At 59.0% G+C, this 21575-nt stretch carries 24 protein-coding genes; 14 read left to right on the top strand and 10 right to left on the bottom strand.

Annotation, left to right across the window (positions count from 1 at the left end; genetic code table 11):
• Positions 1-34: 34 nt before the first annotated feature.
• Complete coding sequence (locus tag ACSQ16_RS11255; protein ID WP_093926189.1) at positions 35-1405, top strand: class II 3-deoxy-7-phosphoheptulonate synthase; 1371 nt, start codon at positions 35-37, stop codon at positions 1403-1405.
• A gap of 87 nt (positions 1406-1492) precedes the next feature.
• On the opposite strand, the gene ACSQ16_RS11260 is transcribed toward ACSQ16_RS11255, so the two are convergent.
• Positions 1493-2191, bottom strand: a complete 699-nt coding sequence (locus ACSQ16_RS11260) for a PAS domain-containing protein (protein WP_243260501.1) — start codon at positions 2189-2191, stop codon at positions 1493-1495.
• A 135-nt stretch (positions 2192-2326) separates the two neighbouring features.
• Positions 2327-2458, bottom strand: a complete 132-nt coding sequence (locus ACSQ16_RS11265) for a hypothetical protein (protein ID WP_276521330.1) — start codon at positions 2456-2458, stop codon at positions 2327-2329.
• On the opposite strand from ACSQ16_RS11265, the gene ACSQ16_RS11270 reads away from it, so the two are divergent.
• The 12 genes from ACSQ16_RS11270 (at position 2445) to ACSQ16_RS11325 (ending at position 13249) form a co-directional block, all read left to right on the top strand.
• Positions 2445-3335, top strand: coding sequence for a YicC/YloC family endoribonuclease (locus tag ACSQ16_RS11270; protein ID WP_243260500.1), 891 nt, complete (start codon positions 2445-2447; stop codon positions 3333-3335). The genes ACSQ16_RS11265 and ACSQ16_RS11270 overlap by 14 nt on opposite strands.
• A gap of 72 nt (positions 3336-3407) precedes the next feature.
• Positions 3408-3986: a guanylate kinase gene (gene gmk, locus ACSQ16_RS11275; RefSeq protein WP_243263167.1), complete on the top strand. Its 579-nt coding sequence runs from the start codon at positions 3408-3410 to the stop codon at positions 3984-3986.
• The gene (locus ACSQ16_RS11280) at positions 3983-4504 is read left to right on the top strand and encodes a gamma carbonic anhydrase family protein (protein WP_243260499.1); all 522 of its coding nucleotides are present in this window, start codon (positions 3983-3985) and stop codon (positions 4502-4504) included. Before gmk ends, ACSQ16_RS11280 begins: the two co-directional genes overlap by 4 nt.
• A 1-nt stretch (position 4505) precedes the next feature.
• Positions 4506-5558: a sensor histidine kinase gene (locus tag ACSQ16_RS11285; RefSeq protein ID WP_243260498.1), complete on the top strand. Its 1053-nt coding sequence runs from the start codon at positions 4506-4508 to the stop codon at positions 5556-5558.
• Positions 5559-5696: 138 nt separating this feature from the next.
• Complete coding sequence (locus ACSQ16_RS11290; RefSeq protein WP_243260497.1) at positions 5697-6737, top strand: substrate-binding domain-containing protein; 1041 nt, start codon at positions 5697-5699, stop codon at positions 6735-6737.
• A gap of 72 nt (positions 6738-6809) precedes the next feature.
• Positions 6810-8306 carry a phosphate ABC transporter permease subunit PstC gene (pstC, locus tag ACSQ16_RS11295; RefSeq protein WP_243260496.1) on the top strand — a complete coding sequence of 499 codons (1497 nt, stop codon included), beginning with the start codon at positions 6810-6812 and terminating at the stop codon, positions 8304-8306.
• On the top strand, positions 8303-9658 hold the full coding sequence (gene pstA / locus ACSQ16_RS11300; RefSeq protein ID WP_243260495.1) for a phosphate ABC transporter permease PstA: 1356 nt from the start codon (positions 8303-8305) through the stop codon (positions 9656-9658). The genes pstC and pstA overlap by 4 nt, the downstream gene beginning before the upstream one ends.
• A gap of 15 nt (positions 9659-9673) precedes the next feature.
• Entirely contained in the window at positions 9674-10471 is a 798-nt protein-coding gene (pstB, locus tag ACSQ16_RS11305; RefSeq protein ID WP_093926197.1) for a phosphate ABC transporter ATP-binding protein PstB, read from the top strand.
• Positions 10472-10475: 4 nt separating this feature from the next.
• On the top strand, positions 10476-11183 hold the full coding sequence (phoU, locus tag ACSQ16_RS11310; protein ID WP_093926198.1) for a phosphate signaling complex protein PhoU: 708 nt from the start codon (positions 10476-10478) through the stop codon (positions 11181-11183).
• A 4-nt stretch (positions 11184-11187) separates the two neighbouring features.
• The gene (phoB, locus tag ACSQ16_RS11315) at positions 11188-11877 is read left to right on the top strand and encodes a phosphate regulon transcriptional regulator PhoB (protein ID WP_093926199.1); all 690 of its coding nucleotides are present in this window, start codon (positions 11188-11190) and stop codon (positions 11875-11877) included.
• A 182-nt stretch (positions 11878-12059) separates the two neighbouring features.
• Positions 12060-12497 (top strand): type II 3-dehydroquinate dehydratase, encoded by a 438-nt coding sequence (aroQ, locus tag ACSQ16_RS11320; protein ID WP_243260494.1) that lies wholly within the window; start codon positions 12060-12062, stop codon positions 12495-12497.
• Positions 12497-13249, top strand: a complete 753-nt coding sequence (locus tag ACSQ16_RS11325; RefSeq protein ID WP_243263106.1) for a LuxR family transcriptional regulator — start codon at positions 12497-12499, stop codon at positions 13247-13249. The genes aroQ and ACSQ16_RS11325 overlap by 1 nt, the downstream gene beginning before the upstream one ends.
• A 308-nt stretch (positions 13250-13557) precedes the next feature.
• Here ACSQ16_RS11325 and tsf read toward each other — a convergent pair whose 3' ends face one another.
• The 5 genes from tsf to ACSQ16_RS11350 form a co-directional block, all read right to left on the bottom strand.
• The gene (tsf, locus tag ACSQ16_RS11330) at positions 13558-14433 is read right to left on the bottom strand and encodes a translation elongation factor Ts (RefSeq protein WP_093926202.1); all 876 of its coding nucleotides are present in this window, start codon (positions 14431-14433) and stop codon (positions 13558-13560) included.
• Between the two features lie 98 nt (positions 14434-14531).
• Positions 14532-15410: a 30S ribosomal protein S2 gene (gene rpsB, locus ACSQ16_RS11335; protein WP_093926203.1), complete on the bottom strand. Its 879-nt coding sequence runs from the start codon at positions 15408-15410 to the stop codon at positions 14532-14534.
• 155 nt (positions 15411-15565) lie between these two features.
• Positions 15566-16402 carry a lysophospholipid acyltransferase family protein gene (locus ACSQ16_RS11340; RefSeq protein ID WP_243263105.1) on the bottom strand — a complete coding sequence of 279 codons (837 nt, stop codon included), beginning with the start codon at positions 16400-16402 and terminating at the stop codon, positions 15566-15568.
• Positions 16399-17157, bottom strand: a complete 759-nt coding sequence (locus tag ACSQ16_RS11345; RefSeq protein ID WP_435988492.1) for a GNAT family N-acetyltransferase — start codon at positions 17155-17157, stop codon at positions 16399-16401. The genes ACSQ16_RS11340 and ACSQ16_RS11345 overlap by 4 nt, the downstream gene beginning before the upstream one ends.
• A gap of 151 nt (positions 17158-17308) precedes the next feature.
• Positions 17309-17491, bottom strand: a complete 183-nt coding sequence (locus tag ACSQ16_RS11350; RefSeq protein WP_093926206.1) for a DUF3553 domain-containing protein — start codon at positions 17489-17491, stop codon at positions 17309-17311.
• A gap of 29 nt (positions 17492-17520) precedes the next feature.
• On the opposite strand from ACSQ16_RS11350, the gene ACSQ16_RS11355 reads away from it, so the two are divergent.
• Entirely contained in the window at positions 17521-18123 is a 603-nt protein-coding gene (locus ACSQ16_RS11355; protein WP_243263104.1) for a histidine phosphotransferase family protein, read from the top strand.
• Between the two features lie 3 nt (positions 18124-18126).
• Here ACSQ16_RS11355 and ACSQ16_RS11360 read toward each other — a convergent pair whose 3' ends face one another.
• The 3 genes from ACSQ16_RS11360 to obgE are packed head-to-tail and all read right to left on the bottom strand — an operon-like array spanning position 18127 to position 21554.
• Positions 18127-19392: a glutamate-5-semialdehyde dehydrogenase gene (locus ACSQ16_RS11360; protein WP_243263103.1), complete on the bottom strand. Its 1266-nt coding sequence runs from the start codon at positions 19390-19392 to the stop codon at positions 18127-18129.
• A 33-nt stretch (positions 19393-19425) separates the two neighbouring features.
• Complete coding sequence (gene proB, locus ACSQ16_RS11365) at positions 19426-20532, bottom strand: glutamate 5-kinase (protein WP_243263102.1); 1107 nt, start codon at positions 20530-20532, stop codon at positions 19426-19428.
• Positions 20520-21554, bottom strand: coding sequence for a GTPase ObgE (gene obgE / locus ACSQ16_RS11370; protein ID WP_317406206.1), 1035 nt, complete (start codon positions 21552-21554; stop codon positions 20520-20522). Before obgE ends, proB begins: the two co-directional genes overlap by 13 nt.
• Positions 21555-21575 lie beyond the last annotated feature (21 nt).

Below are 21575 nucleotides of genomic sequence, written 5' to 3' on the forward strand. Positions count from 1 at the left end.
GCCGACACTCGGCGCTGTGGAGCGGAGTAGAAAGATGACAGACTGGAGCACCTCAAGCTGGCGCAGCAAACCGCGCGTCCAGATGCCCGATTACCCTGACCAAGCCGCGTTGCAGGCGGTTGAGGCACAGCTGGCACGCTATCCGGTCCTCGTTTTTGCGGGCGAAGCACGCCGGCTGAAGAAACATCTGGCCGCCGCTGGCCGTGGCGAAGCCTTCCTCTTGCAGGGCGGCGACTGTGCCGAGAGCTTTGAGCAGTTCAGCTCGGACGCCATTCGCGACACATTCAAAGTGATGTTGCAGATGGCCATCGTGTTGACCCATGGCGCCAAAGTGCCGGTGATCAAGCTGGGCCGTATGGCGGGGCAATTCGCCAAACCGCGTTCGGCCCCGACCGAGACGGTTGATGGCGTGGAACTGCCCAGCTACCGCGGTGATATTATCAACGATCTGGCCTTCACCGCCGAGTCGCGCATTCCCGACCCGCAAAAGATGCTGCGCGCCTACACACAGGCCGCCGCCACGCTGAACCTGTTGCGTGCCTTCTCAACCGGGGGCTATGCCGATGTGCATCAAGTCCACGGCTGGACGCTGGGCTTCACCGATGACGAAAAGGCCGAGAAATACCGCGAGATCGCGAACCGCATCTCTGACACGCTGGATTTCATGGCCGCCGCTGGCGTGACCGCCGAAACCGCGCATACGCTGCAATCGGTGGAATTCTACACCAGCCACGAATCCCTGCTGCTGGAGTATGAAGAAGCGCTTTGCCGTCGGGACAGCCAGACCGGCAAATGGCTGGCGGGCTCGGGCCATATGATCTGGATCGGTGACCGCACGCGGCAGCCGGACGGCGCGCATGTGGAATTCGCCAGCGGTGTGCAAAACCCCATCGGCCTGAAATGCGGCCCCTCCATGACCAGCGATGACCTCAAGCAATTGATGGCCAAGCTGAATCCCGACAACGAAGAGGGCCGTTTGACCCTGATCTCGCGCTTTGGTGCGGGGCAGGTGGGCGATCACCTGCCGCGTCTCATCAAAACCGTGCAGGAAGAGGGCGCGAATGTCGTTTGGACCTGTGACGCGATGCACGGCAATACGATCAAATCCTCGACCGGCTACAAGACCCGGCCCTTTGATTCCGTACTGCGCGAAGTGCATGAGTTCTTTGCCGTGCATAACGCCGAAGGCTCTGTCCCCGGTGGTGTGCATTTCGAGATGACCGGCCAAGACGTGACCGAATGCACCGGCGGTGTGCGGGCGGTCAGCGACGAAGACCTGTCAGACCGTTATCACACGGCCTGCGATCCGCGCCTGAACGCCAGCCAATCGCTGGAACTGGCGTTTTTGGTGGCCGAAGAACTGTCGAACCGCCGCTCGGCGCAGGCGACACGCGCGGCTGGATAACAGGCGCGGTCTTAGCCTGACTATATCATGGTAAACGCCGCCCCGCTTGATGTTGGGCGGCGTTTTTACGCCCGAACGACTGTCGCGCTATTCCTGCTTGGACTTCACCAATCGCAGATAGGCCGGAATATGTCCCGTCGTGGCAGGGGTGAAATTAGCTTTCCCCTCAGCAAATCCAGTCTCTCTTGGCAAAGACGGCTGTTGAAATGGGGCGGCGTATCGCAAAGGTCGGGTCGCTCCGCCCAAGACGCTGTGCCGCTTCTCTTGAGCCAAATCAAACCGGCGTGGCGTTTGGCCGATATCACCTTGCACCACCAAACAGCCAAGCACGCGGCTTACATCACCCAGATCGCTTTCCAAAGGCAGCAGCAAAATCCGCCCGGCCAAGGCGGGGCGGCCATGGGCAGCAGGGGCGATTAGATGCAGGTTTGTCTGACCGGGCATCTGAAAGACTTCCTCTAACACCTCGGAGACCCGGGGGCGCGATTGCGTGGCAAAGAAGGCGGTGATTGGCATGCCGCGCACCTCCATCCCCATAAGGTCGCGTAGATGCCCCCCCGCAATGCGCAATCGCGCCACGCCAACCGCAACGCGTTCGAGGATAAAGGCATACTCCAACGCGGATTCGATCCCTCGCGGATCAATATCAGACCGTCGCGGCATCAATCTGCTGCCACGCAAGGATTCCCAATAGGCTTCGACCTGCGCCAGCGGGCCATAGCCAACATGCGTCCGATGATCTGACATGGCGACAACATTCTGCGCGGTGTGGTCTGTATGGCCCATAAAACTCTACCTAAAGGACTTGGCCAGTACAGCTGCCGCTTTCTTGAAACGACAGCGCATCATGTAGCCAGAGACATTACCAAATCATTAATACTGCAGGCAGAAAGGAAGCGCGTCAGGCTTTCGCTGGAATGGTTAACGGCGCGGGAGGCAGATCGGGCGCAGATCGGGCATCGTGTCGGTCCGGGGGCTTGCCCCGCGCGGGGGTTTCACCGTAAGGCAGGACATGACCGCCCTTGCAAGGAACGCACCGATGATCAGGTCCATGACAGGTTTCGCCTCTGCCTCCGGCGCTTTGGAGGGCTGGAGTTGGTCTTGGGAGCTGCGCGGGGTTAATGGTAAAGGGCTCGACCTACGCCTGCGCGTTCCTGATTGGGTGGAGGGGCTGGAAGTCGCCCTGCGCAAGCAGGTGACGGCAGAGGTGGCGCGGGGCAATATCACCTGTAACCTGCGCATAGCTTCAGCCGAGAATGACGGTACGCTACAGGTCAACACTGCACAGGTCGACACGTTGCTCGCGGCGCTGCAAGAAATCGAAACCCGCGCGATGGATGCCGGTGTCTCGCTCGCACCCTCGCGGGCCAGTGACATTTTGACCATGCGCGGCGCGTTGGAGCAGTCCGATCAGGCGCAGGACATTGATGCGCTGCGCGAGGTCTTGTTGGCAGAATTCCCTGCGGTCTTGGAAGACTTCAACGCCATGCGCCGCCAAGAAGGTGCTGCCTTGGCGGACGTGATGCAGGACCAGTTGAACGAAGTAGAGACCCTTGCCGCCAAAGCCGCAGCATTGGCCGATGCGCGAAAAGAAGACGCCGCCGCCAACCTCCGCCGCAACCTCGCGCGGGTGATGGACAACAGCGAAGGCGCGGATGCCGACCGGGTGGCCCAAGAGCTGGCCTTGATCGCGGTCAAAGCCGATGTCACCGAAGAGATCGACCGCCTTGCTGCCCATATCGCCGCCGCGCGCGCGTTGATCGGGCAGGGCGGGCCGGTGGGGCGCAAGCTGGATTTCCTGATGCAGGAGTTCAACCGCGAAGCCAACACGCTCTGTGCGAAGGCGCAGAGCACGGAACTAACGACTGTCGGTCTGGCCTTGAAGGCGGTGATCGACCAAATGCGCGAACAAGTGCAAAATGTGGAGTAAGACGTGACAAAGCCAAGCCGACGCGGCCTTCTGATCATCCTCAGTTCCCCCTCCGGGGCGGGCAAATCGACCATGGCCCGCGCCCTGCGCGCATGGGATCCGACGATCAATTTCTCGGTCTCCGCCACCACCCGCGCGCCCCGCCCGGGCGAGGAGGACGGCAAGGATTACCGTTTCGTCGGCGAAGAGGATTTCCGTCAGGCCGTGGCTGAGGGCGAAATGCTGGAACATGCACATGTCTTCGGCAACTTCTATGGCTCCCCCAAAGCGCCGGTGCAGGCGGCGATTGATCAGGGGCAGGACATCCTTTTCGACATCGACTGGCAGGGCGCCCAGCAGATCCGTAACTCTGACCTGAACACGCACACGCTGTCGATTTTCCTTCTGCCGCCCTCGATCACCGAGTTGAAGCGCCGTTTGGAAAGCCGGGGGCAGGACGATGCCGAGACCATTGCCAAGCGCATGGGCAAAAGCTGGGATGAGATCAGCCACTGGGATGGCTATGACTTCGTGCTGGTCAACGACGATCTCGACCAGACCGAGGCGCGGCTGAAATCCATCATCACCGCCGCGCGGCTGCGGCTGAGCCAACAGCCCGCCATCAAGGATCACGTCCGCCGTCTGCAATCTGAATTTGAGGATTTGAAATGACCCTTTACGCCCTTGCCGACGCCCGCCCCGATGTCTCTCCCGATGCATGGGTCGCGCCTGACGCCAATGTCATCGGCAAGGTGACGCTCGGCCCCGAAGCCTCTGTCTGGTTCGGCAGCACCCTGCGTGGCGACAATGAGATGATCACCGTGGGGCGCGGCAGCAATGTGCAGGAGAACTGCGTCTTTCACACCGATATGGGCTATCCACTGACCGTGGGCGAAGATTGCACCATCGGTCATAAGGTCATGCTGCACGGGTGCACCATTGGCGACAACTCCTTGATCGGCATGGGTGCCACGGTGCTCAATGGGGCCAAGATCGGCAAGAACTGCCTGATTGGGGCAGGGGCGTTGATTACCGAAAACAAGGTGATCCCCGATGGGTCGCTCGTTATGGGTGTGCCGGGTAAGGTGGTACGGGAGCTCGATGCGCAGGCGATCCAGCGGCTAACCGCGAGCGCCAAACACTACGCCGAAAACGCCGCGCGCTTTCGCCGCGATCTTGAACCGCTCTGACATGGCGACCACTGCCGTTACCTTGACAGATGTCGTGGCGGCCTTGCCGCTGCCAAGCGTCGCAATCAACGCCGAGGAGCGGATTACCGTTCTGAATGTCCCTGCCGAAGACCTGCTGGGCAAAGGGCTTGTTGGCCGCCATTTCGTGACCGCGCTGCGTCAACCGGGGCTGGTTGAAGCGGTGGAGCGGTGCCTTGCCGGAGACGGCCCGAGCCAAGCGCGTTTCACCAGCGTCGGCGGCGAACATGGCACCACCTATGACGTCAGCCTGCGCCCGGTGGGCGATCACGGGATTGTTCTGCTAAGCTTCAATGACGTGACGGAGATGGCGCAGGCAGGCCAGATGCGCCGCGATTTCGTGGCGAATGTGAGCCATGAGTTGCGCACCCCGCTAACCGCACTGATCGGGTTTATTGAGACGCTACAAGGCCCGGCACGCGACGACACGGCGGCGCGCGAGCGGTTCTTAGGAATCATGGCGCAGGAAGCGGAGCGGATGAACCGATTGGTGGGAGAGTTGCTGTCCCTCAGCCGGGTCGAGGCTGAAGAGCGCGTGCGCCCCGAGGCGCCGATTGACCTGCGTGATGTGCTCCGCGGCACCCTGCGCAACCTCGCGCCTTTGGCAGACGATAGCAACGTGACATTGGCGCCGACATTGGGCGATGCCCCGGCGCTTGTGCTGGGGGATGCGGACCAATTGGTACAGGTCTTTACCAATCTTATCGAGAACGCGATCAAATACGGCGGGCGCGACAACAGGGTCGAGATTTCGGTTAAAAGCACGGCCCATGACCCGGCGATGCGCGGCCCGGCGGTACATATCAGCGTCAGGGACCACGGCCCCGGCATTGACGCGATCCACCTGCCGCGTCTCACCGAACGGTTCTACCGTGTCGATAGCCATCGCAGCCGCGCACTTGGCGGCACAGGGCTGGGTCTGGCCATCGTAAAGCACATCATGAATCGCCACCGCGGGCGGCTCAAAGTTACCAGCACCCCCGGTCAGGGCGCTGAATTCCGCGTGATATTGCCGATAAAAACGAATTCCGCCTGATTTTTTTAGAAATTTGGTGATTCAGGCCGACTGTCATGAAACTGTAACGTTGCTGTCACAAAAGCACAGCATCGCCTTCATAAACGGGGCGCAGATCACCATGGGGTGGTCACCAATTCGCATCTGACAGGAGATATCATGTCACTCGCAAAACTCACCACTTCCGCCTTGGCGATTGCCGCCGTATCCGCAACTGCTGCTGCCGCGCGTGACCAAGTGCAGGTTGCCGGTTCTTCGACCGTGCTGCCCTATGCCTCCATCGTCGCCGAAGCCTTTGGCGAAAACTTTGACTTCCCGACACCGGTCGTGGAATCGGGCGGTTCCTCGGCTGGCCTCAAACGTTTCTGCGAAGGCGTGGGCGAGAACACCATCGATGTGGCCAACGCCTCGCGCCAGATCAAAGACGCCGAAGTGGCGGCCTGTGCCGAGAACGGCGTGACCGACATCATCGAAGTGCGCATCGGCTATGACGGCATCGTTTTCGCCTCCGACATCAACGGCGAGACTTTCGCCTTCACCCCGACCGATTGGTACAAGGCTCTGAGCGCCAAAGTTGTCGTCGACGGCGAAGTGACCGAGAACCCCTATACCACATGGGATCAGGTCAGCCCCGACTTCCCCGCGCAGCCGATCCAAGCCTTCATCCCCGGCACCAAACACGGCACGCGCGAAGTGTTCGAGGAAAAAGTGATCCTCGCGGGCTGTGAAGAAACCGGCGATCTTGAAGTTTTCGCCGAAGCTGCGGGCGGCGACGAGAAGGCGGCTGAGAAAGAGTGCATCAGCCTGCGCACCGACGGCAAGTCGGTCGACATCGACGGCGACTACACCGAGACGCTGGCGCGCATCGAAAGCAACAAAGACGGCATCGGCGTCTTCGGTCTGGCCTTCTATGAAAACAACACAGACAAGCTTCAGGTTGCCACCATGGGCGACGTCGAGCCGACCACCGAAAGCATTGCATCCGGTGACTACCCCGTGTCGCGCCCGCTGTTCTTCTACGTCAAGAAAGCCCATATCGGCGTGATCCCCGGCCTGAAGGAATACGCTGAGTTCTTCGTCGCGGACGAAGTTGCTGGCCCCGATGGCCCACTGGCCGAGTACGGTCTGGTCTCCGATCCTGAGCTGGCCGAGACTCAAGCCGTAGTGTCCGATGAGACCGTGATGGGCGGCGGTTCCTGAACCCAAATCTGACGACACCGGGGGCGGGCTGCTGCCCCCGGTTTTTTTGCCTTTTGATCCACCGGGGGACATGTGGGACAAATTCTAACAACAGGCGCGGTACTGCCGCTGGTGGTGCTGATCGCAGCGCTGGCCTTGGGTGGCTATTTCCTTGCCCGCAAGCGCGCATTGGCATCGGCCAAAGGTGACAGCCGCAATCTGCATTCGCTGCCCAGCTATTACGGTTATAACGCGCTGATGAGCGTGGCCGTGCCTGCGCTTTTGGTTCTGGGCATTTGGCTGCTGGTGCAGCCGATGCTGGTGCAATCTTCGGTGGTCGACATGATCCCCGCCAGCGCGGTGCCAGAAGGGTCTTCTGTTAACCTGATCATGAGTGATGTGCGCCGTCTGGCCGATGGGCTGGATGCGGCGGTTTCTACCGGGGTGATCAGCGCGGATGACGCTACGGGCCTATCCGCTGCGGACGACCTACGCGCTTGGCTTGCTGAACGCGGGGTCGCCCTCGGCGCAGACGTGAGCCCCGAAGTGCTTGAGGCCGCCCAGGCTTACCGTGAGATGACAGCGACGGGCAATTTCTGGCGCAATATCCTTGTGGCCTTGATCGCGCTAGTTGCGCTGATGTTGGTGCTTCGCGAAACCAATAAAGACTTCCGCGCCCGCAACCGGGTCGAGGGTGGCATCAAAGCACTGCTGATCCTTGCGGCCTCCCTCGCGATCCTCACCACCGTAGGCATCGTGCTGTCGATGCTGTTTGAGACGATCAACTTCTTCAACCTGCATCCATGGACCGACTTCTTCTTCGGCTCCTCTTGGGCGCCGAACTTTCGCGGTGACAGTGACCTGTCGATCCTGCCGCTGCTCTGGGGGACGCTCTATATCTCTTTCATCGCGCTGCTGGTCGCCGTGCCTATCGGGCTTTTCGCGGCGATTTACCTGAGTGAATATGCAGGCCCCAAGGTACGCGCCACGGCCAAGCCGCTTTTGGAAATCCTGGCCGGTATCCCCACCATCGTCTATGGTCTGTTCGCGTTGCTGACCGTAGGGCCGTTCCTTGTGAACGTCTTCGGTCGCGGCGACGCTGGGCTTCTTGGCGTCGACTGGATGTCGGGGGCGACGTCGGTTTTGACCGCAGGCCTGGTGATGGGGATCATGCTAATCCCCTTCGTCTCCTCCTTGTCGGACGACATCATCAACGCGGTGCCACAGTCGCTGCGCGACGGCTCCTTCGGCTTGGGTGCCACACAGTCCGAGACAATCCGTCAAGTTGTGATACCCGCCGCTTTGCCGGGTATCGTCGGAGCCGTTTTGCTGGCCGCGAGCCGCGCCATCGGTGAGACGATGATCGTCGTGCTGGGGGCAGGGGCCATCGCCCGCATCTCGGGCAATCCATTGGAAGCCATGACCACCATCACCACCCGCATCGTCAGCCAGTTGACCGGGGACAGCGATTTCGCCAGCCCAGAAACGCTGGTGGCCTTTGCGCTTGGCCTGACCCTCTTCGTCCTGACCTTGGGCCTGAACGTGCTGGCCCTCTACATCGTGCGCAAATACCGGGAGCAGTACGAATGAGCGATATCCCCAACCCCGCAGCCCCTTTTGCAGACCCGCGCGGTGCATCCTTGCTGAAGCAAGACGGGCGCACCAAACGCCGCAACGCCGCTGAGGGACGTTTCAAACTCTATGGTATCGTGGCCATCACCATCGGCTTGCTGATGCTGCTGACGCTGCTCTTTACCATCATCTCGCGCGGCACTGGCGCGTTCCAACAGACCTATGTGACGCTTTCAGTGCCACTTCTGGAGGACAAGCTCGACAAGAACGGTAACCGTGATCTGGAAGACATCAAAAAGGTCTCAACCTTTGGCTATTCGCCCCTGTTGAAAGCCGCCTTTGAAAACAAAGTCGAAGCGGCGGGGATTGAGATCCAGCTAAAGTCTAAGGACATGGCCGACATCCTGTCGAAAGATGCCGCCGCACAGCTTCGCGATCATGTTTTGGCGAACCCTGAACTGATCGGTGGCGATGCTGAGTTTGAGTTCCTGACCAACAGCCGCGTCGATGGCTACCTCAAGGGCCGCGTGACCCGTGAAAGCATCGCGAATGATAAGAGCATTAACGCAGAACAGCTTGATTTTGTAGATATTTTGGTAGCTGATGGAAGCATTGAGAAACGCTTTAACCTCGACTTCATCACTGGCGCCGACGCCTCTGACGCGCGGCCCGAAGCTGCAGGTATGGGCGTCGCGATGATCGGCTCTTTCGCAATGATGCTGGTGGTGCTTGTGCTGGCACTGCCCATCGGAGTCGCGGCCTCGATCTATCTTGAGGAGTTCGCCCCGAAAAATTGGATCACCGACATTATTGAGGTGAACATCAGCAACCTCGCAGCGGTCCCGTCGATCGTCTTTGGCATCTTGGGCCTTGCGGTATTTATCAACTACATGCACCTGCCAAACTCCGCACCCTTGGTCGGGGGTCTGGTGCTGACGCTAATGACGCTGCCAACCATCATCATCTCGACCCGCGCTTCGCTAAAATCCGTGCCGCCGTCGATCCGTGATGCGGCGCTCGGGGTAGGGGCCTCGAAAATGCAGTCGGTCTTCCACCATGTGCTGCCCCTCGCCGCGCCCGGCATTCTGACCGGGACCATCATCGGGTTGGCCCAAGCGCTTGGGGAAACGGCACCCTTGCTGCTGATCGGCATGGTCGGCTTCATCGCCTCCAACCCGCCGGAAAGCATCGCCGAAGGGCTGATGTCGCCGAACTCAGCCATGCCGGCCCAAATTTACGAATGGGCCAAACGCGCCGACCCAGCCTTCTATGAACGTGCCTGGGGCGGTATCATCATCCTACTGGTGTTCCTGATCTCTATGAACGCCATCGCCGTACTGCTCCGCCGCCGCTTTGAGCGACGCTGGTAAACAAGGGACGGGACCATGAAAGACAACAGATATTCGGAGAGTGACGTGACAATCCAACCCGTCAAGATCGCGGCCCGCAATGTGCAGGTCTACTACGGTGACAGCCACGCCATTCGTGACGTGGACATCGATATCGCCGACAAAACCGTGACGGCCTTTATCGGCCCATCAGGCTGCGGCAAGTCGACTTTTCTTCGCTGTATCAATAGAATGAACGACACTATTGATGCGGCCCGTGTGACCGGAGATATCCGTATCGACGGCGAAGACATCTATGACAAACGTGTCGATCCGGTGCAGCTCCGCGCCAAGGTCGGCATGGTGTTTCAAAAGCCAAACCCATTCCCCAAGTCGATCTATGACAACGTGGCTTACGGCCCGCGCATTCACGGGCTGGCCCGCAACAAGGCCGATCTTGACGACATCGTTGAACAGGCGCTGCGCCGTGGGGCGATCTGGAACGAGGTGAAGGACCGTCTGCACGCGCCGGGTACTGGCCTGTCTGGGGGACAACAGCAGCGTCTGTGCATTGCCCGCGCCGTGGCGACGGAGCCGGAAGTGCTGTTGATGGACGAACCATGCTCGGCTCTTGATCCGATCGCCACCGCGCAAGTCGAGGAATTGATAGACGAATTGCGCCAAAACTACTCCGTCGTGATCGTCACACACTCCATGCAACAAGCCGCGCGGGTGAGCCAAAAGACTGCCTTCTTCCACCTCGGCAACCTTGTGGAATTTGGCGACACCGACGACATCTTCACGCGCCCCCAAGACCCGCGCACCGAAAGCTACATCACCGGCCGTATTGGATAATATCATGTCAGATCAACACATTGCATCAGCATTCGACCGCGATCTGGAAGCCGTTCAGGCACAGATCCTCAAAATGGGCGGGCTGGTCGAAGACGCCATTCGCCGCGGCGCGCAATCGCTTGAAACCCGCGACGAAGAGCTCGCCAATGAGGTGCGGGCAGGGGACAAGGCCATCGACGGGCTGGAAGAACAGATCAACGAAAGCGCCGCTCGCGTCATCGCTTTGCGCGCGCCAACGGCGATTGACCTGCGTCTGACACTAAGCGTCATCAAGATTAGCGCCAACCTCGAACGTATTGGTGACTATGCGAAAAACATGGCCAAGCGCACTAGCGTTCTGAACCAAATGGAACCCGTCAGCGACAGCACCGGCGCAATCCGCCGCATGGCTGGCGCAGTTGAGGCGATGCTGAAAGACGCGCTTGATGCTTATATCCAGCGCGACGCTGAACTCGCGCGCGATGTGATCACCCGCGACGAAGATGTCGACCAGATGTACAACGCGCTGTTCCGCGAATTCCTTACCTTCATGATGGAAGACCCGCGCAGCATCACCGCCTGTATGCACTTGCATTTCATCGCCAAGAACGTTGAGCGTATGGGCGATCATGTGACCTCCATTGCCGAACAGGTCGTCTATCTGGTGACCGGTGAAACGCCCGAGGAAGATCGCCCCAAAGCCGACCGCACCTCGATCACCACGAAGGACTGAGAAGATGGACGTAACACGGCCACAGGTTTTGCTGGTAGAAGACGAGCCCGCGCAACGTGAAGTTTTGGCCTATAACCTCGAAGCCGAAGGCTTTGAGGTGCGCCGAGCCGAAGATGGCGAAGAAGCGATGCTTCTGGTGTCAGAAGCCGCGCCCGATCTGGTGATCCTCGATTGGATGATGCCCTTGATGAGCGGCATCGAAGTCTGCCGCCAGTTGAAGTCGCGGGAAAGCACGCGGCATATCCCGGTCATCATGCTCTCGGCGCGATCCGAAGAAGTGGACACCGTTCGAGGCCTCGAAACCGGTGCGGACGATTATGTGATCAAGCCATACAATCTGCGTGAACTCATGGCGCGTGTACGGACGCAACTACGCCGAACCCGGCCAGCGGCCGCAGGCGCGCTTCTCAGCTTTGATGACATACAGCTCGATCCAGAACGTCACCGTGTGAGCCGTGCGGGCAGCGAGTTAAAGTTGGGACCGACTGAGTACCGATTGCTGACAACGTTGCTGGAAAAACCCGGCCGGGTGTTCAGCCGTGATCAATTGCTCGATCATGTTTGGGGCCGCGATATCTATGTTGATACGCGCACGGTCGATGTCCATATCGCACGGCTACGCAAAGCATTGACCCGCGAAGGCGGTGGCGATCCGATCAGAACCGTACGTGGCGCGGGATACGCCTTAGGTTAAGCGATTTGGCGTATTTGCCTATGGGAAATATTTACATAATACTGATTATAAGTATCGTCCCATATTTTATATGGCCCCGTGTTGCGATCTTCTCGCCACAGTAGCACCTCATTGCTAGCTGACGCTGGACAGCGCCAGTTTCGCTCCGTTAACACTGTTTAGACGGTATTTAGCGAGTGATTATGGCCTCTGTACTTATTTTGAACGGCCCAAACCTGAACCTTTTAGGCACAAGGCAGCCCGAGGTATACGGGAAAACGACTTTGGCGGAAGTCGAAGCCCTTTGTGCAGCGGAAGCTGCGCGGCTTGGTTTGGATATGCAATTTGCGCAATCCAATCATGAAGGTGCGCTGATCGATCTGATCCATCAGGCGCGCGGTAAGCATGATGGCATTGTCCTAAACGCTGGCGCGTATACCCATACGTCAATCGCCCTGATGGACGCCATCGCCTCGGTCGAGCTGCCGGTGGTAGAAGTGCATCTGAGCAATATTCACGCCCGCGAAAGCTATCGCCATACGTCTTACATCGCAGCTGTTGCCTTGGGACAAATCTGCGGCTTTGGCGCGCATGGCTATGTTCTGGCCCTTCAAGCCCTTCAACAACGCGTTGTAAGCTGATGAATTTGCGCGACTATCTTCACCAGGTCGCGCATAGCCCGACGATCGAGGAACTCTGGGATGCCCATTCGCGGCAGATGGCTGACTACGGGTTTGATCGGCTTATCTACGGCTTTACGCGCTACCGAACCCCGACGTCGCTGGGCGATCCGGCGGATTTTGTAATCCTCAGCAATCATAGCTCCAAGTATCTTAACGGCTACCTGCACAGCGGGCTCTATCTGCATGCCCCGATGGTGCGTTGGGCGCTTAACAACGAAGGTGCCTGTAGCTGGGATTCATTGACCACTTCGGTCCGAGATGGCCGGACGGACGCAGAAAACCGCGTGATCGAATTCAACCGCAATATGGATGTCATCGCGGGCTATACAATCAGTTTTCGATCTATCTCGGCTCGGTCTAAGGGGGCCATTGCCCTTACGGCCAAAAGTGGGATGACCCAGCGGGATGTTGACGCGATCTGGTCGGAACATGGTGCGGATATTCAACTGATGAACGAGATCGCACATCTGAAAATCCTGTCCCTGCCCTATAGCAGCCCAAATCGAAGCCTCACACGACGTCAGTTGGAAGTGCTTGAGTGGGTCGGCGACGGCAAGACAACGCAGGACATCGCCCTTTTAATGGGTCTCACCTCAGCCACAGTGGAAAAGCACCTTCGCCTCGCGCGGGAAGCGCTTTCCGTGGAGACAACAGCACAGGCGGTTTTGAAGGCTGCATTCGCGAACCAGATGTTTGTCATGGATCCCTAATATATTAGGGTATGGAATACCTTACTGGAACCCAGAGTCGTAGATCGCCATGGTCCGCCAGTATCGCGGGTGTTCGCACCTGAGGTATGACGGGCCGTTAACCCTTGTAATACCAAGGCTCTTTTCGGGCCGCCGGTCTCAGTCAGGTATATTTCACCTGGCTGGCCGGGTTCTTTACTCTTTCCTCGTGAACGCTCAACGCGCCGCGATATAGCGTGCTAGTTCGGCTGGTGTTGTTTCATTGGTCGCAAAACGAAAAAGGCGGCGCATCGAAATGCGCCGCCTTTTTATCATTATAGCAGAAAGGCTTAGCCTTTTGCTGCTTTGGCCACCTCGGCGGCGAAGTCTTCTTTGACAACTTCGATGCCTTCGCCAACTTCAAGACGCACAAAACCAGTGATGGTTGCACCAACTTCTTCTGCGGCCTTGCCTACGGAGAGGTCAGGATTCACGACGAAGGATTGGTTCAGCAATGTCACTTCGGACATGTACTTCTGCATCCGGCCCACGATCATCTTTTCGATCACGGCTTCGGGCTTGCCGCTTTCACGGGCGATGTCGATCTGAACTTGCTTTTCTTTCTCGACAACGGCCGGGTCAAGGTCAGCTTCGGACAGCGACGCCGGGTTCACAGCGGCGATGTGCATCGCGACCTGCTTGCCGAACTCTTCGTTGCCACCGTTCATGGCGACCAGAACGCCGATCTTGCCCATGCCGGGCGCAGCTGCGTTGTGCACGTAGGAGACAACAGTCTCGCCATCAATGCTCTGCATACGGCGCAGGGACATGTTCTCACCGATTTTGGCGATCGCGTCGGTCAGCGTGGTTTCAACGGTCTTGCCATTGATCTCAGCCGCTTTCAGCGCTTCAACATCATCAACTTTCAGCGCTGCATCGGCGATGTTGCTGACCATGGACTGGAACTCGGCGTTTTTACCGACGAAATCGGTTTCGGAGTTCACTTCAACCGCGACACCGTGACCGCCTTCAACTTTAACGGCCACAAGACCTTCGGCTGCTGTACGGCCGGATTTTTTGGCCGCTTTGGCGAGACCTTTGGTGCGCAGCCAGTCAACGGCGGCTTCCATGTCGCCATTGCTTTCGGTCAACGCCTTCTTGGCGTCCATCATGCCTGCGCCGGTGCTGTCGCGCAGTTCCTTGACCATGGATGCTGTGATTGCCATCTCTTGGTTCTCCTTTGGAAATCGGGGGCAGGCCCAAGGCCCGCATCTGGTGGAAATCGGGGCAGGTTACCCTGCCCCGTGTTTCAGGTCCGTGACGCTTAGCCTTCGGCTTTTGCGACGGTCTCTTTCTTGGATTCGATGTCCAGCGGCGCGTCTTTGCCCATGGCATCGTCATGCAGAGTTTCTTCCGAAGCGTTGCCGATTTCGACGCCGGTGCTTTCGCCTGCGGTCATGGCTTCTTCTTCGGGTGCTTCTTCCATGGCGCCAAGGTCAACGCCTGCCGCACCCAGCTGAGCGGACATGCCGTCAAGTGCCGCACGGGCTGCTAGATCGCAGTAAAGCGAGATGGCGCGGGCCGCGTCGTCGTTGCCGGGAATGATGTAGTCGATGCCGTCGGGCGAGCAGTTGGTGTCAACCACGGCCACAACTGGGATGCCCAGTTTGTTGGCTTCGGCAATCGCCAATGCTTCTTTTTTCACGTCGATGACGAACAGAAGGTCAGGACGACCGCCCATTTCGCGGATACCGCCCAGCGATGCTTCCAGTTTGAACTGGTCGCGTTCCATGCCAAGACGCTCTTTCTTGGTCAGGCCTTCAAAGCCACGCTCGGACTGCTCGTCGATGCTCTTCAGACGGTTGATCGACTGCGAAACGGTCTGCCAGTTGGTCAGCGTACCGCCGAGCCAACGGTGGTTCATGTAATACTGTGCGCATTTCTCTGCGGCTTCGGCGATCGGCTGGGCAGCCTGACGCTTGGTGCCGACGAAGAGAACGCTGCCGCCTTTGGCGACGGTGTCACGGATCACTTTCAGCGCATCGTCCAGCATGGGAACGGTTTGCGTGAGGTCCATGATGTGGATGCCGTTGCGTGCGCCGTAGATGTACGGGCCCATGCGGGGGTTCCAGCGCTGTGTCTGGTGACCAAAGTGTACGCCTGCTTCAAGCAATTGGCGCATGGAGAACTCAGGAAGAGCCATGTCTTTATACCTTTCCGGTTTAGCCTCATCGGGGGTATGACAGCGACATGCTGCCAACCGGCGGACGTTCTGGGATTTCTCCCCAAAAGGCCCAACCCCGACTGCGGGTTCAAGTGGGGCGCGTATATGCCAGCATGCGTCGCAGCGCAAGGGGCTTATTGCGGGCCCGACCGGGGGTCTGCGTGCCCTGCCCGCACGATCGCTTCGCAGCGCTGCGCGAGCACCTTGCGTCCGGTGAAATCCGCCACGGGCAGCGGCGAATGATACACCACTTCGACCGCACCCTGCTGCCGCGCGGCCAGCGTCGTCAGCAAATGCACCCCGAAGGACATATCCCCCCACCATCCATAGAACCGCGCATCTTCGCCCTGTGGCGCGTGGTAGACAACGCTCACCGGCTGGACCGCAATCTCGTTCCGCAGTTCGGTATCGAAGAAGGCTTCAAAGAGCGTTGTCTTGAAGGGCAGCACTTGCAGACCATCGGTGCTGGTACCCTCGGGGAAGAACAACAGCTTATGCCCTGCCAACAAGCGCGTCCGGAAGACCTCTGTCTGGCTGCGCGCCTCGGCCCGGTCGCGACGGATGAAGACTGTCCCAGTTGCCCGCGCCAACCAGCCGATGCCGGGCCAGCCTGCGACCTCGGATTTGGAGACGAAATAGATCCGCTTGGCCGCGTTCAGCGCAAAGATATCCAGCCAAGACGTATGATTGGCCACCACCGCACCGCGCCGCTCCATCGGCGTGCCTTGCCTGATAAACCGCAGACCCAATATCCAGAACGCCGCGCGGCACACGGTCTGGGTTATATAAGGCGTAATGGGCCGGTGCAGCCCAAAGATTGGCCGCTCGATCAGTCGAAACGTCAGTAGAACAACCAAACCGCCAAAGACCAGTAGCGCCAAGGTTGTCCCGCGCAGAGCCACACACAGCATCCCTGTGAGGGTCAGGCGCAACTTTGGCGGCGGCTGATCGCTGTCCCACGTCGTGGTCATACAGCGCCGCCGTTATAAATCCGAGACTGGCGCGCATTCATCTGGTTCGTATCAAGGATCAGGCAGACATCCGTGGTGTTAAATGCGCGGTCGATATAAGCGCCCTGCCCCACACAACCGCCAAGACGTAGGTAGGCTTTGATCAGGCTCGGCACCGCGAGCATGGCTTTGCGACGGTCGAGATCGGCCTCTGAGATCAAATCCATCGGCGCAAATTCTCGGGCGCAGACGCGCAACTCCGAAGGTGCGAGATGCCGATGATGCAAGAGTGAGAGAGGCTCTGCCAAAGCTGCCGTATCCGTGCCATGAAAGCTCGCAACACCGAACAGGACCTCAATCTCATGCTCTGCCACATAGCGTGCCAAGGCCCCCCAGAGATGATGCATCGCAGCACCACCGCGGTAAGCCGGGTCAAGACAGGACCGCCCCAATTCCAACAGCTTACGCCCCGATTGTTTCAGCGGTGACAGGTCGTATTCCGCCTCCGAATAGAACCCGCCTGCCCGCTCGGCCATATCGCCACGCATCACGCGGTAGACCCCAGCTAGCTTGCCGTTTCGCAGATCCGTCAACAGTAGATGATCAAAGAACGGATCAAACCGGTCCCGCTCAAGCCGTGCCGCGTGGTCGACCATCGCGCCACCGCCGCTCAGCTCTTGGACAAAGACCTCATAGCGCAGCCGTTGCGCGGCCTGCACATCGGCGTCCGTTTGCGCCAGTCTGACCTGAAATTCTGCTGCAACGCCCCGCGGCATCGGCCAATCCTGTGCCTGAAAACAAGTTCTCCGCCTGATAGGCAATCAGCCCCAAAGGCGCAACACTTGCCAGATCAACCATCAGCCGTTACTCTATTTTAAGTTGCAAGATGCAATATTTTTTCCACTCTTAAGGATTTGGAAAGGGTCATCACTCATCAAAGACTGGCATTAGTTCTAAGCGAGAGCTGTCTATGACCACCTTACCTTGGTCGCGAAAGTTGACCGTTACCTTGCCCCCGATGTTGCTTTGCACTTGGCCTATACCCCAGTCGGGGTGTTGCGGATGCATGACCAACATGCCCGGGCTAAGCAGCGCATTCAGATCATCCATGATGTTTCCAATCTTTCAGGGAGGCCATGATGGGCCAGTATAACCTCGACCTGCCTGCGCTTATCGGCAGCCGTATTTGCCACGACTTGATATCGCCAATTGGCGCTATCAACAACGGACTTGAATTGTTAAATATGGCGGGCACCGGGGCCGCCTCGGGGCCAGAGCTAGAGTTGATCGGCCAAAGCGTCGAAAGCGCCTCTGCGCGGATACGATTTTTCCGCATCGCCTTTGGGGCCGCTGGTGATCAGACCATGGGTCAGGGTGAGGTGACGTCGATCCTACGTGACCTATACACTGCCACACGTATCGAGGTTGATTGGCAAATTACAGTATCTCAGTCACGCAACGATGTGCGAATGGCATTCCTTGCACTGCTGTGTATTGAGACGGCTTTGCACCATGGCGGGCGCATCACCGTCACCCAGCGGGAGGGCGAATGGCGGCTGCAGGCCGAGGCTGACAAGATCGCACTTGAGGATGATCTTTGGTCACTTCTATCGCAAGCAGATCAAGACAAGCAGCTTCAGCCCGCGCAGGTACAGTTTGCGTTACTGCCGATCCTCGCTCAGGCGCAGGGAAAAGAGGTCCGCCTACACAGCGCGAATACCGTTTTGACCCTGTCTTTCTAGGTTTCAGCTGCGGACCGTACCGTCACCACGCACAAGATACTTAAAGCTGGTCAACTGCGCCGCGCCAACCGGGCCACGGGCATGCAACTTACCTGTCGCGATGCCGATCTCTGCACCCATGCCAAACTCTCCGCCATCGGCGAACTGGGTAGAGGCATTGTGCATCAAGATCGCGGAATCCAATCCATTAAAGAACTCCGCAGCGGTTTTAGCATTCTCGGTCAAAATACAATCGGTATGTCCCGACCCATATCGGCGAATATGTTCCATGGCAGCCTGTGCGTCTGGCACCGTCCGCGCGGCGACGATCATATCAAGATATTCTTGGCCCCAGTCCGCATCGGTCGCCGGAACAGTGCCAGCAATACTCTGTAGCCCAGCATCTGCGCGCACTTCGACACCTGCGTCGATCAGGGCGCGGATCACACCATTGCCAATAGATTTTGCAATATCTTGATGGATCAGCAGGCATTCCGCCGCGCCACAGATCCCAGTGCGCCGCGTCTTGGCGTTCAACACAACCTTAAGCGCTTTTTCCGGATCGGCCTCAGCGTCGATGTAGATGTGCACAATCCCCTCGAGATGCGCAAAGACCGGCACCCGCGCTTCGCGCTGCACCAAGCCGACCAGCCCCTTGCCGCCACGCGGCACGATCACATCAATGGTTTCGGTCATGGTGAGCATCTCACGCACAGCGGCACGGTCGCGCGTCGGCACCAGTTGCACCGCATCTTCCGGCATCCCCGCATCCCGCAGCCCCTGCTGCAAACAGCGATGGATGGCACGGGAGGAATGAAAACTCTCGGATCCGCCGCGCAAGATCACCGCGTTCCCGGCCTTGAGGCAAAGTGCGCCCGCATCGGCCGTCACATTCGGACGCGATTCATAGATAACACCGATCACCCCCAAGGGCGTGCGGACGCGCTGAATGTTCAACCCAGTCGGCTGGTCCCATTCCGCGATCACCTCGCCCACCGGGTCAGTTTGCTCTGCGACTGAACGCAGCCCATCGACCATGCCGCGGATGCGGCCTTCGTCCAGCATCAAACGGTCCATCATCGCATCGGTCAGACCCTTCTCGCGCCCGAAGTCGAGATCTTTTGCATTGGCAGCGATAATTTCAGCGCGCTCTTTCCAAACGGCTTCGGCGGCACCGATCAATGCTGCGTGCTTGCGCTCCGCACTGGCGGTCGCCAGTTGCGCCGCAGCCGCCCGGGCACGCGCTCCGATATCGGCCATCAATTCAGGAATATTATCTATCTTTTTCATGGCCTTATGCCCCTGTCTTGATCTTATTCGCGCCTATAGCGCCATATCATCCCTGTGGATTAGTGCCGCGCGTCCCGGATAGCCCAAAACCGCTTCTATATCCGCGCTCTTATGGCCTTTGATCTGTTCAATCTCTGCTGCGGAATATCGGCTCAGACCACAGCCAACCGCATGCCCCGCAAGGTCATACATTGTAATACTGTCACCGCGCTCAAAGCGCCCTTTGACTGCCGTCACCCCTGCGGGCAACAACGACGTCCCCCGCGCCAAGGCAGCAACCGCACCGGCGTCGAGCGTTACACCGCCGCGAGGTTTCATCGCAGCAATCCAGCGCTTGCGTGCGGCCTGCGGATCGCTTTGGGCAGTGAACCACGTGGCATTCCCGCCCGTTTCCAATGCGGTAAGCGGGCGGAGGACAAAACCATCGGTGATCGCCATCGCACAACCTGCCGCAGTTGCGGTCCGGGCTGCCATCACCTTGGTCTTCATGCCCCCTTTAGACAGGCCCGACCCGGCATCTCCTGCCATCGCCTCAATCTCAGGCGTGATGCTGTCGATGACGTCATAGCGTTTCGCGCTTGGATCTTGCGTTGGATTCGCGCTGTAAAAACCGTCTACATCAGACAGAAGGATCAACTGATCCGCCCCCACCGTCACAGCGATCTGAGCGGCGAGCCGGTCGTTGTCACCAAAGCGAATTTCGTCGGTCGCGACTGTGTCGTTCTCGTTCACGATCGGCACCACCCCAAACGAAAGCAACTGCTCCAGTGTTGCGCGGCTGTTTAGATAGCGGCGGCGGTTAGCGCTGTCTTCCAAGGTGACCAAGACCTGCGCAGTCGTAATCTCATGCGGGGCCAGCACCTCTTCGTACGCGCGGGCAAGTCGAATTTGTCCAACTGCAGCGGCTGCTTGAGCCTGTTCCAATGCCAAGACGGTCGACGGTAACCCCAGAACGCCACGGCCAAGCGCGATAGAGCCTGACGACACCAGCACAACATCGCAGCCCAAGCCCTTGAGCCACAATACATCTTGCGCCAGCCCGACAAGCCAATCGCGACGCAATGCGCCGCTGTCGCGGTCCACCAAAAGGGCGGAACCGATCTTGATGACGGCACGGCGGGCGGTGCTTAGGGTTGCCAAGTCTCTTCTTCCTCAGAGGTGCGGAAACGCAGGCGGTCATTGTCGATATTCTGGCGCAGGGTGCGTAGCACCTCGATGACGCCCTCACCGGCCACGCCTGACATCATCATGACGTCGCCACCGCAGGATTTTTGCAATTCTTTTAAACGGGTTGCACGCTCTTCTTCATCCAATGCATCAACCTTGTTGAGCACTGTGACCCGCGGTTTCTCGGCCAGATCGCCGCCATAGGCCTCCAGCTCGCCGATGATCGTGTGATAATCTTCGGCCACAGTCTCGGATGTGCCGTCGATCAGGTGCAACAACACCGCGCAACGCTCTACATGGCCTAGGAAAAGATCGCCCAGCCCACGCCCTTCGGAGGCCCCTTCGATAAGGCCGGGAATATCCGCAACGACGAATTCAGTGTTATCGACGCCAACCACCCCAAGGTTCGGGTGCAGCGTGGTGAATGGGTAATCTGCGATTTTGGGCCGCGCGTTGGACGTGGCTGCCAAAAAGGTTGATTTCCCGGCATTCGGCAGGCCCAGAAGACCCACGTCAGCGATCAATTTCAACCGCAGCCAAAGCGTGCGTTCAACACCCTCTTGGCCGGGGTTTGCCCGACGGGGCGCTTGGTTCGTGGCGGATTTAAAGTGCAGGTTGCCCCAGCCGCCATTGCCGCCGCGCGCAAGCTGAACGCGCTGGCCCAGCTCTGTCAGATCGGCGATGACCGTCTCTTGATCCTCGTCGAGGATCTCGGTGCCCACGGGCACGCGCAGGATGATGTCGTCGCCATCCTTGCCGGTTCGCTGTTTGCCCATACCGGGTTGACCGTTTTTGGCAAAGAAGTGTTGCTGATAGCGAAAGTCGATCAGCGTGTTCAGCCCATCCACCGCCTCAGCCCAGACCGAGCCGCCCGTGCCGCCGTCGCCGCCGTCAGGCCCACCATATTCGATGTATTTCTCGCGCCGGAACGACACGCAGCCGCCCCCACCGCCACCGGATCGGATGTAGACTTTGCACAGGTCGAGAAACTTCATGGTCTTGCCTTTCAGGCACGG

The organism is Sulfitobacter sp. SH24 (assembly GCF_965641895.1).
In the GTDB taxonomy this organism is placed as follows: domain Bacteria; phylum Pseudomonadota; class Alphaproteobacteria; order Rhodobacterales; family Rhodobacteraceae; genus Sulfitobacter; species Sulfitobacter dubius.